Origin of the sequence: Vibrio sp. V12_P9A6T4, assembly GCF_963874835.1 — a bacterium.
GTDB classification, from domain to species: domain Bacteria; phylum Pseudomonadota; class Gammaproteobacteria; order Enterobacterales; family Vibrionaceae; genus Vibrio; species Vibrio anguillarum.
The window spans coordinates 1-14,279 of record NZ_CAWNJO010000032.1 but is presented as its reverse complement, the minus strand read 5'-3'; the positions used below and the strand labels follow the sequence as shown (position 1 = coordinate 14,279).

The following is a 14,279-nucleotide window of genomic DNA, read 5'->3' as shown; positions in this document are numbered from 1 at the left end:
AATTCATCGAATGGGTTAAGAATATGCACTTGAAAAGGGTATATAGTTGAATGTGAGTCGAAGAAATGGGCTGTGTTAACATAACTTTCTTAATAAAACTTGATCTCACGCAGGCTTTCTAATGTAGATGTTTTGTCTGAATGGGCGTAATAGAGGACGGAAAATGAGAGATGACATAGCAGGCGATCTGAATTTGGTGATAAAGGAATATAGGCCGCGTTTTATTTAGTCACCAAAAGTGGTTATTTATCCCAGCCGATTGCTATAAAAAAATAGCCATCAAAACTAATGGTTATCTAACGACGTTGAAAGCCATCATTTCCTGATTTGGCTAACGTATCATGTTTAGAACTGGGTAGCTGCGCAGCCAATGAGCCTAAGTCGGCCTGCCAATAAAAAAGCCGCAATCATGCGGCTTTTAAAGGGTGTGGCGCGGTTTTTACCTACGACATATCGTTCATCAGTTTGGCGCTATAGCATCGCACCTAGGCTGAGAGATAGCATAATGAATACGCACAATATGCCTAACAGTGGTGCGACCCATTTCACCCAGCGAACATAAGGTACACGAGCAATTGCTAAGCCGCCCATCACTACCGCAGAGGTTGGCGTGATGAGGTTGACTATCCCTGAAGCCGATTGGTAAGCCGTGACGACAAGGTCGCGGCCAACGCCTGCAAAGTCAGCCAATGGAGCCATGATGGGCATGGTTAATACCGCAAGGCCAGAAGACGAAGGCACAAGGAAAGAGAGAAGAATTTCCAGTAAATACATTACGTTAATAAAAATGACGGATGAAAGGCCAGTAACCATTTGCTCGGCTGAGAACAAAATAGTGTCGGTGATCATCCCGCGGTCCATGATCACCACAATGCCGCGTGCGATACCAATGATCAGCGCTACGCCTAATAGGTCTCGTGCACCATCAATAAAGCTGGTGGTGAATTCCTCTTCACTCATACGAGCAATTAAACCGATAATAATTGTTGCGCCCAAGAACATGGCTGAGATCTCAGCCATCCACCATCCAGCAACAGATACCCCATAAATCATCACGCCAAAAGCGGCCGCGAAAATGGTCAAAATAACTTTGCGGGTGGCGGTGAACTCGAGTTTCTCTCCACTTTGGTTGCCAAGGAAGTGAGCTTTGTTCTCTTCGTACTTATCGTACACAATCGATTTACTTTGATCCGCTTGCACCATTTTCGCGTAGCGCATCACGTACAGCACACAGATAACCCAACCGACAGCTAACATTGCTAAGCGCAACATGATGCCATCAGTAAACGGAATGCCCGCTGCGTTGGCCGCAATTACGGTGGCAAACGGGTTGATAGTGGAGCCCAGCGTACCGATACCCGCGCCAAGCAGTACGGTAGCGGCGGCAACCAGTGGGTCAAAACGAGCGGCCATCATCACTGGTACGAGTAAGGTGTAGAAAGGTAAGGATTCTTCCGCCATACCGTAAATCGTACCGCCTGCGGCAAACAGCGCCATCAGGATGGGTATCATCAACTCTTCACGCCCTTCAAGCCGCGCTGTTACGCGTTCAATGCCCGCATCAATCGCACCTGTTTTGGTCACTAGGCCCAAAAAGCCACCAATGACCAAAATGAACAGAGACACGTCAATCGCGGCAGCTTCGTAGCTGTTGTGGTCATAAAAGCCGTCAATCGGTGCCATCAACACATCGATCACCCCTTGTGGGTTACCTTCTGCGTGTTGATAAGTTCCCGCAATAGGCACTTCTTTGCCCAGTTCTTCATTCATGGTGCGCTGATACTGACCGGCAGGCACAATCCAGGTTAAAAGGGCCACAAGAGCAATTAGAATGAAAAGGATGGTGTAAGCGGAAGGAAACTTAAAGTTAGCAAAGAAGCCACCTTTAGGTTCCGTGGATACAGTTTGGGTTGTCATAGCGATCTCCTTACACTCAGAGAACAACGAGATTCTGAGTGTGTTCAGCGGCTAATGTTCTTCAGTCTTCCAGCCCATTAAAATATTATCTACTAGGGGTGAAAGAATAAAAAGTTATTGGAACTTCAATTAAATACGTTAAATGAAAAGTTTTAATTATTATTAAGTGAACATAAATGCTCACTTGCTCAGATATCTGTATAAATTCTAAGGTGAGTTTTAAAGCGTAACTTTGTCTTGCTTCACAAAACAATAGTACCGAGTTACACACCATTTTTTTAGGGAATTTAATTTAGGGTAATTGAGTGTAAATAATGGAATTATATTCTTACGCTTTTTATTCGAAGACATGGAGATAGGCGGATAATCGTTGTAGGGTAAATATATTGAAATTTTATTCATTAAGCTGAATGAGTGAAGAGAAGTAATTATTTATTGCTTTATTGATATGTATCAATATTTTATACGTGACAAATAAAAAGGGAGCCAAAGCTCCCTTATAACAATAGTAGAGATTACATCAAAATATTGGAGAACAACAAACCAAAACCAATACTAAACACCATGCTTAACAAGCCTGGGAGCATAAAGCTGTGGTTGAAAATATACTTACCAATACGAGTGGTACCAGTCCGGTCAAAGTCGATAGATGCGATGATAGGGCCGTAGTTTGGAATGAAGAAGTAACCGTTAACGGCAACGAAAACCGCAATAATAATGGCTGGTGGCAAACCCAAGGTTATTGCAACAGGGACTAACACGGCTGTTGTTGCGCCTTGGCTATTGACCATCACCGACAGAGCAAATAACGCGAACGCGAATGTCCATGGTGCGACTTCCACTAGGCCAGAGACCGCTTCTTTGACCATGGCACCATGGCCGGCAATGAAGGTGTCACCTAACCAAGCGATACCGAAGATCGCCACGATGGCACGCATACCTGCATGGAATACGGAACCTTGGCTGATGGCGTTGCCGTCAGGTTTGCACAGTAAAATGATCAGCGCCGCGATAGACAGCATCACGATTTCAATCGTGTGCGCCATCCCCATGGCTGAGCCGTTAAATTGTGGGCGCAAGCTAGGCAATGCACCCATCACCACCACCACAATGGCACCGAACAAAAATAGCCCGACCGATTTTTTCGCTTGTGGCGTGATTTGAATATCAGCAATTGATACTTCTTGTTCCATCTCTGCGCGAAATTCTGGGTCTTGCAAGCGACGTTGATATTCTGGGTCGTCTTTCAGCTCAACACCGATTTTATTGACGAATAAGCACGCGCAAGCCAAACCAAGAATGGTACTTGGGATGGTGATCATCAACACATCCGTTAGCGTGATGCCTTGTGGTTCTAAGAAGGCGACTAACGCCACGACGGCGGCCGCAATTGGGCTAGCTACAATCGCAAATTGTGACGCGATCACCGCCATACCTAAAGGACGTTCTGGACGAATACCACTGCGACGGCTCACTTCAGCAATAACGGGCAGTACTGAATAGGCCACGTGACCTGTACCAGCCATCATTGTAAAAAAGTAAGTTACCAAAGGGGCGATGAAAGTGATGTGGCGAGGGTTTTTATGCAAAATGTTAGTGGCAATTTTGATCAAATAATCTAAACCGCCAGCCGCTTGCATTGAGGCTGCTGCTGCAACCACGGCCATGATCATCAACATCACATCAATCGGTGGGCTGGTTGGTTGCATGCCAAATCCAAAGCTCAGTACAGCAAGGCCAATACCGCCCATCACACCAAGCCCAATACCACCAATCCTTGCACCAATTAGGATACATCCTAATACGATAAGGAACTCAATTAAGAACATCTTATACTCCTAAAGATAATGAAAAATAGGGTCATTCTACAGGTTCAGCGATATTGAACGGTATGCTTTGCGCCATGATGTAACGCAATTTTTCCTCACTTAATAACTTGTAGAAAGTAAAAAGGCTCTGAATCAGAGCCTTTTTTGATTATTCGTAGCGTTTCGCTTTGTACTGAGGGCGCATAAAGTTTTCGACGGACAAGATGTCATCGAGCTCTTCGGCGGTGAGTAAGCCTCGCTCAAGCACCACTTCACGTACGCTCTTACCCGTTTCCGCACAAATTTTACCCACGATGTCACCTTCATGGTGGCCAATATATGGGTTAAGGTAAGTCACGATACCGATAGAGTTGAATACGTAAGCTTCACACACTTCTTTATTGACAGTGATGCCGTCAACACACTTGTCACGAAGGTTTATGCAGGCGTTTGAAAGAATTTCAATTGACTCAAACATGCTTTGTGCAATCACAGGTTCCATCACGTTTAGCTGTAATTGGCCACCTTCTGCGGCAAAGGAAATAGTGTTGTCGTTACCAAGTACTTTAAAGCACACTTGGTTGACCACTTCAGGCACCACAGGGTTTACTTTTGCAGGCATGATGGAAGACCCAGCTTGCAGTTCAGGTAGGTTCAACTCGTTTAGACCCGCGCGAGGGCCAGATGAAAGAAGACGTAAGTCATTACAGATTTTAGAGAGTTTCACAGCAAGGCGTTTTAGCGCGCCGTGCGCCATAACATAAGCACCGCAGTCAGAGGTTGCTTCAATTAAATCTTCCGCTGGTACCACAGCTAAGCCAGTCACCGCAGCAAGGTGTTTCACCGCCGCCGCTTGATATCCCGGCGCCGCATTCAGGCCAGTACCGATCGCTGTTGCGCCAAGGTTAATCTCAAGCAGCAGTTTAGAGGTGTACTCTAGGTTGCGGATCTCTTCATTAATGGTGACCGCCCAAGCGCGGAACTCTTGACCTACGGTCATCGGTACGGCGTCTTGCAATTGAGTACGACCCATTTTCAAAATGCCAGAGAACTCTTGGCTTTTTAGCTCAAACGCACCTTTTAGATAGGCAATAGAATCAATCAGTTTCAGGATGCTGTTGTATACCGCAATGCGAAAACCAGTAGGGTAAGCACAGTTGGTTGATTGGCTTTTATTAACGTGGTCATTGGGGTTGATGAACTCGTACTGACCCTTTTCTTTACCCATCAATTCCAGAGCAAGGTTTGCGATCACTTCGTTGGTGTTCATATTGACAGAAGTACCGGCGCCGCCTTGGTATACGTCTGACGGAAATTGATCCATGCACTTACCTGTTTCTAGGATCAAGTCACACGCTTGGAGGATGTAATTAGCCACTTGGCTTGGAATGACGCCGAGCTCTTTGTTGGCTAGCGTGGCGGCTTTTTTAGTCATCACCATACCGCGTACAAATTCAGGCACATCAGAAATGGTTGATTTTGAAATATTAAAGTTTTCGATAGCGCGCAGCGTATGAATGCCGTAATACGCGTCAGCAGGAACGTGACGTTGACCTAATAGATCTTCTTCGATACGAGTGGCCGAGTTAGTTGTAGCAGCTGTCGTTTCTGATAGGGTAGCCATAACAGGATCCTTAGAGAATTATTCTGATAATTAGTGAAATTATTAGCCATTTCTGCAGTTTAAGAATCCATTCGTCAGAATTTTAGGCTGGAAAATCCGTCCTGACTTCTGTGGCACATCATACTCAACCTAGATTTAAAAAATAGTAAGTGGATCACCTTTTAGGTCAATATTTTATGAAAATTTGATACGCACTCACATGCGTTATTTTTAGGTTTTAAAAACAGTTATCGCGTTGATAAATAGTTGTGATGCCGGCGGTTGGATTTGTCTGTGTGGTATGAGATTTGTTCAGGTTTTGTTAGCAAAATGAGCGAATGAATGGATTTCAGATAGAGCCAATATTCGGTCTATTTTAAGATAGATACTGGCTCTATTTAGTCATTTAGGCTGTGAGGTGGTGCTCTTTGATTGAGCGTTGAGTGTTGTAGTCGCCTGTGGTTGACGGTAAGGTGAGAGCAATAAACAAAGGAGGGCGTGTGTTTCCAATCTTACTTCTGGCTTTTATTTTTGTGCCAATCATTGAAATTGGTCTCTTTATCCAAGTAGGCAGCTTGCTAGGTATGTGGCCAACTATCGCCTTGGTGCTGATTACGGCATTTGTTGGTGCATCATTGGTTCGTAGTCAAGGGATACAAACTTTACTTAGCGTTCAACACCGCTTGCACCAAGGTGAGCTACCTGCGCAGCAAATTATTGAGGGCGTGATGCTGGCGGTGGCGGGTGTGCTGCTTTTAGTACCGGGTTTTTTGACCGATGCACTTGGTATGGTGGTGCTATTGCCTGCACCTCGGGCTTTGCTTGCCAACTATTTGATGAATAAAGTGGTGGTGAATGGTGTATCAGGCCGTTTTCAGGCGCAGTTTGATGATAGCCGTCATAACAAAGCCCCATTTGATCGTGATTTTGAACCATCTGAAACGGGAAAAACCTTCGAAGGTGAATTTGAACGTAAAGATGATGATCGTAATAGGTTGAAATAAAAGACTTTTTATGGTGTTCCTTACTCTATTGTTTTGAGTTGTAAAAATTAAATGCCGAAATAGATTGCTTAGTGCAACGTTAGCGAATATAGTTACTTCGCTCTGTTGTTCAGGGGTTATTAATGAAACAAAAAATAAAAGTAAAAGTAAATTCTCAGAATCCCATCGTAAAAGTTGATGTCCTCAGTGTTTCCCTTACCTTATTAGTAACATTAAATAATTCAATCTATCAGTGCATTGCGCATAAGCGCGATAACTTTATGAATTTAAATAAAAGGGACACATTATGTCTAACAAAACAACTGGTTCTGTAAAATGGTTTAACGAAACTAAAGGTTTCGGCTTCCTTACTCAAGATAACGGCGGCGCTGACGTGTTCGTACACTTCAATGCAATCGCTTCTGACGGTTTCAAAACTCTAATTGAAGGCCAAAAAGTGTCTTTCAATGTAGAAAACGGTCAAAAAGGCCTACAAGCAGCTCAAGTAACTGTTCTGTAATCTAGCCTAATATCTAGAATTAATAAAAAGGTCGCCTAGGCGGCCTTTTTGCTATTTGGTGATTTATCTTCCTACCGTGTTTAGAACACTAGCGCTGTTATTGTGCACCTTCAAAGCCCATTTGACGCCACGCTTCAAACGCAATAATAGCGACCGCATTAGAGAGATTTAAACTGCGAGCTTCTGCCATCATAGGAATACGAATACGTTGTGTCATCGGTAGGCTTTCGATGACTTGCGCTGGTAATCCACGAGTTTCTGGGCCAAACATCAACACATCCCCTTTTTGAAACTGCGCATCGACGTGGTGCCCCGTGGTTTTAGTGGTACAAGCAAAAATCCGGTACGTTTCGCGCTCTGCATTAAGGTAGTCCATAAAGGCATCCAAGTTGGCATGACGCGTTACGCGCGCTAAATCGTGGTAATCAAGCCCTGCGCGGCGCACTTTCTTCTCTTCTAGATCAAAACCTAGCGGTTCAATAAGATGCAAATTAGCGCCGCAATTGGCACACAAGCGAATAATATTTCCGGTATTAGGGGCGATTTCAGGTTCGTAAAGTGCGATATCAAACATGGTATAGCTGCTCTTAAGGAGTGTGGGCCGGAAGTATAAGGTGACGAGCCTATTGAGTACAAGTCACCCGTTATTTGGCAATATAGGCATAAGTGGAATTTAACTATCCAACGGGAGCGTGAATTGTACTTTTAACCCACCTAATTGGCTGCGACTTGCGTGAATAGTACCGCTGTGTTGACGAATGGCACTTTCAGTGATGGCTAAACCTAACCCTGTACCACCACTGTGCCTATCTCGCGCAGTGGAAACACGGTAAAAGGGGCGGAAAATATCGTCTAACTCGTTTTCGGGAACGCCTTCACCATTGTCTTCCACGCAAACCGATAGTCTGCCTTTTTCGACCGAAAAGGTAATATTGATTTCATCTTTGCCATAGTAAATGGCGTTACGCACAATGTTTTCCAATGCGCTCATCAGCAGTTTTGGTGTGCCGGAAATCGTGTGCGGTGGAATCGCATTATAGGTGAGTCTTTTTTCCATCTGCTCCGCCTCAAATTGGGCATCACTCAATAATTCCTCCCATAAACTGGATAGCGGTTGAGTTTCTCGGCTGAGATGGCTATTGGTTTGCATACGCGAAAGCGTCAGCAGTTCACCGATCATCTGCTCTAAACGCTGTGCTTCGGTGTCGATTCGCTCCAATTCTGAGCTGCTACCTTGTTTACGAGTGGCAAGTGCATTGGCCATTCTCAGTCGAGTTAAAGGGGAGCGCAGTTCGTGTGAAATATCCGACAGCAATCGCTGCTGGCCAGAAATCATTTGATTGACGGCTTCTACCATTTGGTTAAAGCTTCGTCCCGCTTGGCGAAATTCACTGGTGCCTTTTTCTAAGCTTGGGTCGACCACAAATTCGCCGCGAGCGACCCGTTTGGCGGCTTGCTCGAGGCGGCTGGCGGGTTGACTCAATGCCCATGCGAGCCATAAGAGTAGTGGTGTACTGACGAGCATCACGGCAAGCAGTAGGCCGAACGGACGGTCGAATAGTTGCAATAAGAACGGAGGGGGCTCATTCCAGCGAATACCGACAAACATGAGTAGATCTTGCTTAGCAAGGGTAATTGGCAATGGACCTGAAATCATATAACGGCCATAGAGCTTCTGTTGTGGCTTATCAATGGATTCAATGCTGGTCACGAAATTTTGGAGTGCTTTAAACTTAAAGTCGGCTTGAGTTTTGGTGGTGAGAATTGTGCCATCTGGCGTTGTGATAAAAAATTGTGGCGTGCCGTTCTTCTCGCGCATGTGCCCTTCACCACGCTTGTTGCTGCTATTTTCTAAACGAAATAGGATACGTGTGAGTTCATGCTCATCTTTAAACATACTCTCTATTTTCTGTTTTAAGTGTGTAAGACGTTGGTATTCATCGCTAGGTATATCACGGGTTTTGCGAGGATCAAGGTGCGGCAGTGCTAATACTGCGATCAGCACCAGCAGCATCGTAAACCAAAAAATGGCAAAAATTCTGCCATAAAGGCTGTTGATTTTAGGTAGGCGCATTAATCCTCCAGAATCATGAGGTAGCCACGACCACGCAGCGTTTTAATCCGTGATTTACCATCGACACGCTCAGGTAATTTCTTGCGTAAATTCGAGACGTGCATATCAATCGCGCGGTCAAAGGCCGCCAACCGTTTTCCTAGAACATCAAGGCTGAGCGCTTCTTTAGTTAAGGTTTCGCCTGGGTTTTGCACAAAATGAGTCAGCAAGGCAAATTCCGTGGTGGTAAGGTCCAGCAATTGCCCTTGGCAATAGGCTTCCTGCTTGCTGGGGTATACTTGAATATCTTGGCACTCAATGACGTCATTATGTTTGGTGCCATTGGTGGTTTGGGTTCGGCGCAAAATCGCGCGAATGCGTGCCAGCAGCTCTCGGTCACTGAAAGGCTTCGGTAAATAGTCATCCGCGCCGAGTTCTAAACCGATGACGCGATCGATCTCCTCTCCTTTGGCGGTGAGCATTAATACCGGGGTATGCCAGTTTTCACGTAACTTTTTCAGCGTTTCCATCCCATTAAGCTTAGGCATCATTACATCGAGTAAGACAAGATCAATGCGATCATGAATGGCCGCGAGCCCGCTCTCTCCATCATTCGCTTCAGAGACATCGAAGCCTTCATAGCTCAAGACTTCTTTTAGTAAGCTGGTGAGCTCAGTATCATCATCAATCAGAAGAATATGCGCCATGTGTCGCCTCGTCGTTGGGGAAGTTATGGGTACAGTTTACTGCGAAATAGGCAAGATATTCAGTGAGCAATAAGCTCTTTACGATTCTTTACGCTCACTATACGTTGCTTTACCGTACAGGCCCTATTCTACACTCAAGCGCTGTGAATACAGCTTGTTAGAATCCACTTAGTGAAGGAATAGATGATGAAAATGGCAAAAAAATTAGTACTTGCGGCGGTGATACTTCCTCTGACTCTTAGCACAGCAAGCGTCTTTGCATTTGGTGGTAAAGAGCAGCATAAAGGCCCAAATGATGAGTGTGGCGGTTTTGATCGCGGCATGATGCAGCAGCTTGATTTGACGTCTGATCAACAAGCAAAGTTGAAAGGAATGCGTGAGGCGAATCGCGAAGCGATGAAGGGTGAGCACAAAGGTCAACGCCAAGCGAAAATGAAAGCGCACCATGACAAAGTACAGGCTCTCGTGCTCGCTGAGAACTTTGATGCGGCAGCGGCAAATGAACTAGCCAAAGAGATGGTCGATCAACAGGTCGCTCACCGTGTCAAGATGCTAGAAAAACGTCATGACATGATGAGTGTGCTAACTCCGGAACAAAAAGCAAAACTGCAAACGCTACAACAAGATCGCATGCAGAAGTGCATGGAAAATGGTCCTAAGCACATGAAAAAAAATAGCTAGTCATTGATAACCGCTAATCATTGATAATAGGCCTCGGGTGAGGCCTGTTCATTTTTGTGTCATATTCATTCTTAATTTGAGAAGGTATACTACCTGCTCATTCTCAAGCTGATTTTAGTGATATGAAACAAGAATACGCACGCCTTGTTACGCTTGCTGCCTGGACAGCAACCCTTGTAGCCTCATTGTTGCTGATAGTAAAAGTGATCGCTTGGTGGGTTACTGGCTCGGTCAGCCTACTCGCATCCTTGATTGATTCCTTACTTGATATTGCCGCTTCCGTGGTCAATTTAATTGTGGTGCGTTACGCACTGCAGCCCGCAGATAAAGAGCACGCCTTTGGTCATGGTAAGGCGGAATCGCTTGCGGCTCTTGCCCAAGCGATGTTCATTTCAGGCTCGGCCTGTTTTCTTATCCTCAATGGGGTTGACCGTTTTTTCCGCCCACACGAATTAACTTCTCCTGAATATGGCGTTTATGTCAGCCTGTTTGCAATGCTAGTGACTTTTGGCTTAGTGTTGTTCCAAAAGCATGTGGTGAAAAAAACGGGCAGCCAAGCCATTGCTGCGGATTCATTGCATTACCAAACCGATTTGTTCATGAATGCGGCGATTATGATCGCGCTTATATTGAGCTGGTTTGGCTTTAAACAGGCCGATGCCATCTTTGCGATCGGCATTGGCGTTTATATTCTTTATAGTGCTTTTCGTATGGTACAAGAGGCCATTCAGACCTTATTGGATCGTAAGTTACCTGATGAAGAATTGAAGCAAATCCGCACAGAATGTCTTTCTGTGGCTGGTGTGTTGGGTGTACATCAATTAAGAACTCGCATGTCTGGACCTGTAAGATTCATTCAATTACATCTGGAACTAGATGACAATATCCGCTTGATTGAGGCGCATCGCATTTCCGATGAGGTGGAAGATAAGCTACTCGAGGCTTTTCCCGGAGCTGATGTATTAATCCACCAAGATCCTTATTCTGTGGTGTTTGGACCAGAAAAAAAGCAAAAATCACAAGGGTGGTAGCGACAAAAACGCGCTTATTAACTATCTTTTTAAGAACAATAAATAAGCCTGATTCTGATATGAATCAACAAAGCATTAACTCAAAACTGTAATACTCTTACATAAGTAGCAAACTTACATAATTTCGTGCAAATAACAGTAGTATTCCTCTTTAGGAAAGGTAACATTATGCACAGATTAGAAAGATTTTGCTGTCGGTTTTATCGCTAACGGACAGCGTAAAAAATTAGTATTAAGTTCCCAAAAAATCGAGGGTGAGCATGATTAAGAAGATCGGTGTTTTGACTAGTGGCGGTGACGCACCTGGCATGAACGCAGCAATCCGTGGTGTTGTTCGTACGGCACTCGGTGCTGATTTGGAAGTATTTGGTATTTACGATGGCTACCTTGGTCTTTATGAAGATCGCATTAAAAAATTGGATCGTTCAAGCGTTTCTGACGTTATCAATAAAGGTGGTACTTTCCTAGGTTCTGCGCGTTTCCCTGAATTTCGTGAAGTCGCAGTACGTGAAAAAGCGATCGAGAACCTAAGAAAGCATGGTATTGATGCTTTAGTTGTCATCGGCGGTGACGGTTCTTACATGGGTGCGAAAAAGCTGACCGAAATGGGTTTTCCATGCGTTGGTTTACCAGGCACGATTGATAACGACATTGCAGGTACCGATTACACCATTGGCTACTTAACGGCATTAAATACGGTTATCGATGCGATTGACCGTTTACGTGATACTTCCTCTTCTCATCAACGTATTTCTATTGTTGAAATTATGGGTCGTCATTGCGGTGATTTGACTCTGATGTCGGCGATTGCAGGCGGTTGTGAATACATCATCACCCCTGAAACTGGCCTGAATATGGAGCAACTGATTGCAAATGTTCAAGACGGTATTAAGAAAGGTAAGAAACACGCCATTATTGCACTGACTGAGTTGATGATGGATGCTAACCAACTGGCGAAAGAAATTGAAAAAGCAACGGGACGTGAAACTCGCGCTACCGTGCTGGGTCATATTCAACGTGGTGGTCGCCCGACGGCGTTTGATCGTGTTCTTGCGTCACGCATGGGTAATTTTGCAGTACATTTACTGCTTGATGGCCACGGTGGTCGTTGTGTTGGTATTCAGAAAGAGCAGTTGGTTCACCACGATATTATCGACGCAATTGAAAATATGAAGCGTCCAGTTCGCACTGATTTGTATAAAGTGGCTGAAGAGTTATTCTAATCACTTCTTCCATCTCGGTATAAAGTGATTAAGTAAAAAAGACCGCATTGCGGTAATGCCGATCAGTTAAGGCCAAAGTGATCGGTTGAACGATCCTTCAGAGCTGTCAAAATCCAAGTGTATTTAATGCACTTGGATTTTTTTATGGATGTTTCTCAAGCTCTAAACATAATTAATGATTGGAAACCTAGCAACGTTGAGACTTTGTCTGACTTACTTCCAATTGACCTCATCAACGAAGCTTATTCTCTTACTGATACCGTCACGATGAGAAAGAGGAAATTAACTCTAGAATCCATGGTTTGGTTACTTGTTGGAATGGCTATCTACAACAATAAATCCATGAAAGACTTAGTTAACCAACTTGATATTGTCGACCGTACGGGTAAAGCTTTTGTCGCACCGAGTGCGCTGACTCAACGTCGAAAGACGTTGGGTGAAGGCGCAATTAAAGCGGTCTTTGAGCGAATGACGACTTCATGGTTAAAAAGTGCAAAGTTACCCCAGTGGAATGGATTAACGCTTCTTGGCGTCGATGGCGTTGTTTGGCGCACGCCCGATAACCCGCAAAATGAAAATGCATTTTCTCGACAAAAAGGGACACAATATCCGCAGGTGAGAATGGTCTGCCAAATGGAACTAAGCAGTCACATTATCACGGCCAGTGCCTTTGATAATTACAATACAAACGAAATGGTATTAGCTGAAAAACTGATAGAAACAACACCGAATCATAGCGTGACAATGTTCGATAAGGGGTTCTATTCTTTAGGCTTATTACATAAATGGCAAGACTCTGGCTCAGAGCGCCATTGGCTTATCCCCCTCAAGAAAAATACACAATATGACATTGTTCAATCTTTAGGGCGAAATGACAAACTTGTTCAATTACACAGTAATCCAAGAGCTAGAAAGCGATGGTCTGATTTACCAAAGTCGATAACCGCTCGACTTGTCACTCGTAAAATTAAAGGAAAAGACTACCAAGTATTAACTTCTATGACAGATCCCCTGCGTTACCCATCAAAAGATATTACTGGTCTTTATGAGCATCGTTGGGAGATAGAGCTAGGCTACCGAGAGCAAAAACAATACATGCTTGGAAACCGTCTCACGCTGCGAAGTCGTTTACCAGAGTTGGTAAAGCAGGAGTTATGGGGCATCTTGCTTACTTACAATTTAATTCGATATCAGATGGTAGAGCTCTGCTTCAATTTAAAGGGAAACTATCTTCCTTATCAACTGAGTTTTAACGGCACATTAGCTCATGTATCTGCGTTACTTGTAGGCTTACCTTACTCAACACCAGGAGCAATACCTCGTCAGTTAAAGGGTTTTCACAACATGGCTGAAAGCTTAATACTTGAAGGGCGAAGGGAAAGAACATTCCCTAGAACAGTTAAGCCTAGACCACAACGGTATGCTAAGAGTAAAAATCCGCCTTCTTAGAAGGCGGCTTTGGTTTATAGCCCCCTATAAGGGGGCATCCCTGCGCTGCTAGTTTATCTTCAACTCTAACTGCGCCTCATATTCTTGATCTTTCTTGTCTTGGTGCCTTACGTAACGCCTGATGATTTCTTCATTCACACCAACTGTGTCAACAAAGTATCCCCTTGCCCAAAAATGATTACCCCACAGTTTCTTTCTTATATGTGGGAACTTGTTAAACAAGCGGATTGCTGAACGCCCTTTCAATACTCCCATCAACGTTGATATCGAAACTTTTGGTGGAACTATCACAACCAAGTGAACG

The 14,279-nt window shown here is 44.4% G+C and carries 13 protein-coding genes; 6 read left to right on the top strand and 7 right to left on the bottom strand.

Features of this window, described 5'->3' with window-relative positions; all coding sequences use genetic code 11:
• Positions 1-471: 471 nt before the first annotated feature.
• From AACQ42_RS02270 to aspA, 3 genes are all read right to left on the bottom strand, one after another.
• On the bottom strand, positions 472-1,917 hold the full coding sequence (locus AACQ42_RS02270) for a YfcC family protein (protein WP_026027156.1): 1,446 nt from the start codon (positions 1,915-1,917) through the stop codon (positions 472-474).
• A 515-nt stretch (positions 1,918-2,432) separates the two neighbouring features.
• Entirely contained in the window at positions 2,433-3,746 is a 1,314-nt protein-coding gene (locus tag AACQ42_RS02265) for an anaerobic C4-dicarboxylate transporter family protein (protein ID WP_017042196.1), read from the bottom strand.
• A gap of 148 nt (positions 3,747-3,894) precedes the next feature.
• Positions 3,895-5,349 (bottom strand): aspartate ammonia-lyase, encoded by a 1,455-nt coding sequence (aspA, locus tag AACQ42_RS02260; RefSeq protein ID WP_013855832.1) that lies wholly within the window; start codon positions 5,347-5,349, stop codon positions 3,895-3,897.
• Positions 5,350-5,828: 479 nt separating this feature from the next.
• Here aspA and AACQ42_RS02255 point away from each other — a divergent pair, with 479 nt between their 5' ends.
• Positions 5,829-6,332 carry an FxsA family protein gene (locus AACQ42_RS02255; RefSeq protein WP_303396289.1) on the top strand — a complete coding sequence of 168 codons (504 nt, stop codon included), beginning with the start codon at positions 5,829-5,831 and terminating at the stop codon, positions 6,330-6,332.
• A 286-nt stretch (positions 6,333-6,618) separates the two neighbouring features.
• Positions 6,619-6,831 (top strand): transcription antiterminator/RNA stability regulator CspE, encoded by a 213-nt coding sequence (gene cspE, locus AACQ42_RS02250; RefSeq protein WP_013855834.1) that lies wholly within the window; start codon positions 6,619-6,621, stop codon positions 6,829-6,831.
• Between the two features lie 97 nt (positions 6,832-6,928).
• Here the strand turns inward: cspE and trmL are convergent, their stop codons facing one another.
• The 3 genes from trmL to AACQ42_RS02235 all read right to left on the bottom strand — a co-directional run bounded on the left by trmL (position 6,929) and on the right by AACQ42_RS02235 (position 9,591).
• Positions 6,929-7,405 carry a tRNA (uridine(34)/cytosine(34)/5-carboxymethylaminomethyluridine(34)-2'-O)-methyltransferase TrmL gene (gene trmL / locus AACQ42_RS02245; protein ID WP_013855835.1) on the bottom strand — a complete coding sequence of 159 codons (477 nt, stop codon included), beginning with the start codon at positions 7,403-7,405 and terminating at the stop codon, positions 6,929-6,931.
• Between the two features lie 99 nt (positions 7,406-7,504).
• Positions 7,505-8,905 (bottom strand): envelope stress sensor histidine kinase CpxA, encoded by a 1,401-nt coding sequence (gene cpxA, locus AACQ42_RS02240; protein ID WP_094166243.1) that lies wholly within the window; start codon positions 8,903-8,905, stop codon positions 7,505-7,507.
• Positions 8,905-9,591 carry a response regulator gene (locus AACQ42_RS02235; RefSeq protein WP_094166242.1) on the bottom strand — a complete coding sequence of 229 codons (687 nt, stop codon included), beginning with the start codon at positions 9,589-9,591 and terminating at the stop codon, positions 8,905-8,907. Before AACQ42_RS02235 ends, cpxA begins: the two co-directional genes overlap by 1 nt.
• 183 nt (positions 9,592-9,774) lie before the next feature.
• Between AACQ42_RS02235 and AACQ42_RS02230 the strand changes: the two genes are divergently transcribed.
• The 4 genes from AACQ42_RS02230 to AACQ42_RS02215 all read left to right on the top strand — a co-directional run bounded on the left by AACQ42_RS02230 (position 9,775) and on the right by AACQ42_RS02215 (position 13,975).
• A complete protein-coding gene (locus tag AACQ42_RS02230) occupies positions 9,775-10,272 on the top strand; it encodes a CpxP family protein (RefSeq protein ID WP_017049227.1) in 498 nt (165 codons plus the stop codon).
• Between the two features lie 122 nt (positions 10,273-10,394).
• Positions 10,395-11,303 carry a CDF family cation-efflux transporter FieF gene (gene fieF, locus AACQ42_RS02225; protein WP_010318335.1) on the top strand — a complete coding sequence of 303 codons (909 nt, stop codon included), beginning with the start codon at positions 10,395-10,397 and terminating at the stop codon, positions 11,301-11,303.
• A gap of 260 nt (positions 11,304-11,563) precedes the next feature.
• Positions 11,564-12,526, top strand: a complete 963-nt coding sequence (gene pfkA / locus AACQ42_RS02220) for a 6-phosphofructokinase (protein ID WP_026027886.1) — start codon at positions 11,564-11,566, stop codon at positions 12,524-12,526.
• A gap of 144 nt (positions 12,527-12,670) precedes the next feature.
• Positions 12,671-13,975 (top strand): IS4-like element ISVa16 family transposase, encoded by a 1,305-nt coding sequence (locus AACQ42_RS02215; RefSeq protein WP_094166241.1) that lies wholly within the window; start codon positions 12,671-12,673, stop codon positions 13,973-13,975.
• Positions 13,976-14,023: 48 nt separating this feature from the next.
• Here AACQ42_RS02215 and tnpA read toward each other — a convergent pair.
• Positions 14,024-14,279: IS200/IS605 family transposase (tnpA, locus tag AACQ42_RS02210; RefSeq protein WP_141195641.1), on the bottom strand; the 256-nt coding region annotated here is incomplete at its 5' end.

What these genes read in the sequence shown, in the direction of transcription:
- AACQ42_RS02270 (WP_026027156.1), bottom strand. Translation starts at nt 1,917, where the DNA reads ATGACAACCCAAACTGTATCCACGGAACCTAAAGGTGGCTTCTTTGCT.
- AACQ42_RS02265 (WP_017042196.1), bottom strand. Translation starts at nt 3,746, where the DNA reads ATGTTCTTAATTGAGTTCCTTATCGTATTAGGATGTATCCTAATTGGT.
- aspA (WP_013855832.1), bottom strand. Translation starts at nt 5,349, where the DNA reads ATGGCTACCCTATCAGAAACGACAGCTGCTACAACTAACTCGGCCACT.
- cspE (WP_013855834.1), top strand. Translation starts at nt 6,619, where the DNA reads ATGTCTAACAAAACAACTGGTTCTGTAAAATGGTTTAACGAAACTAAA.
- trmL (WP_013855835.1), bottom strand. Translation starts at nt 7,405, where the DNA reads ATGTTTGATATCGCACTTTACGAACCTGAAATCGCCCCTAATACCGGA.
- cpxA (WP_094166243.1), bottom strand. Translation starts at nt 8,905, where the DNA reads ATGCGCCTACCTAAAATCAACAGCCTTTATGGCAGAATTTTTGCCATT.
- AACQ42_RS02235 (WP_094166242.1), bottom strand. Translation starts at nt 9,591, where the DNA reads ATGGCGCATATTCTTCTGATTGATGATGATACTGAGCTCACCAGCTTA.
- AACQ42_RS02230 (WP_017049227.1), top strand. Translation starts at nt 9,775, where the DNA reads ATGATGAAAATGGCAAAAAAATTAGTACTTGCGGCGGTGATACTTCCT.
- fieF (WP_010318335.1), top strand. Translation starts at nt 10,395, where the DNA reads ATGAAACAAGAATACGCACGCCTTGTTACGCTTGCTGCCTGGACAGCA.
- pfkA (WP_026027886.1), top strand. Translation starts at nt 11,564, where the DNA reads ATGATTAAGAAGATCGGTGTTTTGACTAGTGGCGGTGACGCACCTGGC.
- AACQ42_RS02215 (WP_094166241.1), top strand. Translation starts at nt 12,671, where the DNA reads ATGGATGTTTCTCAAGCTCTAAACATAATTAATGATTGGAAACCTAGC.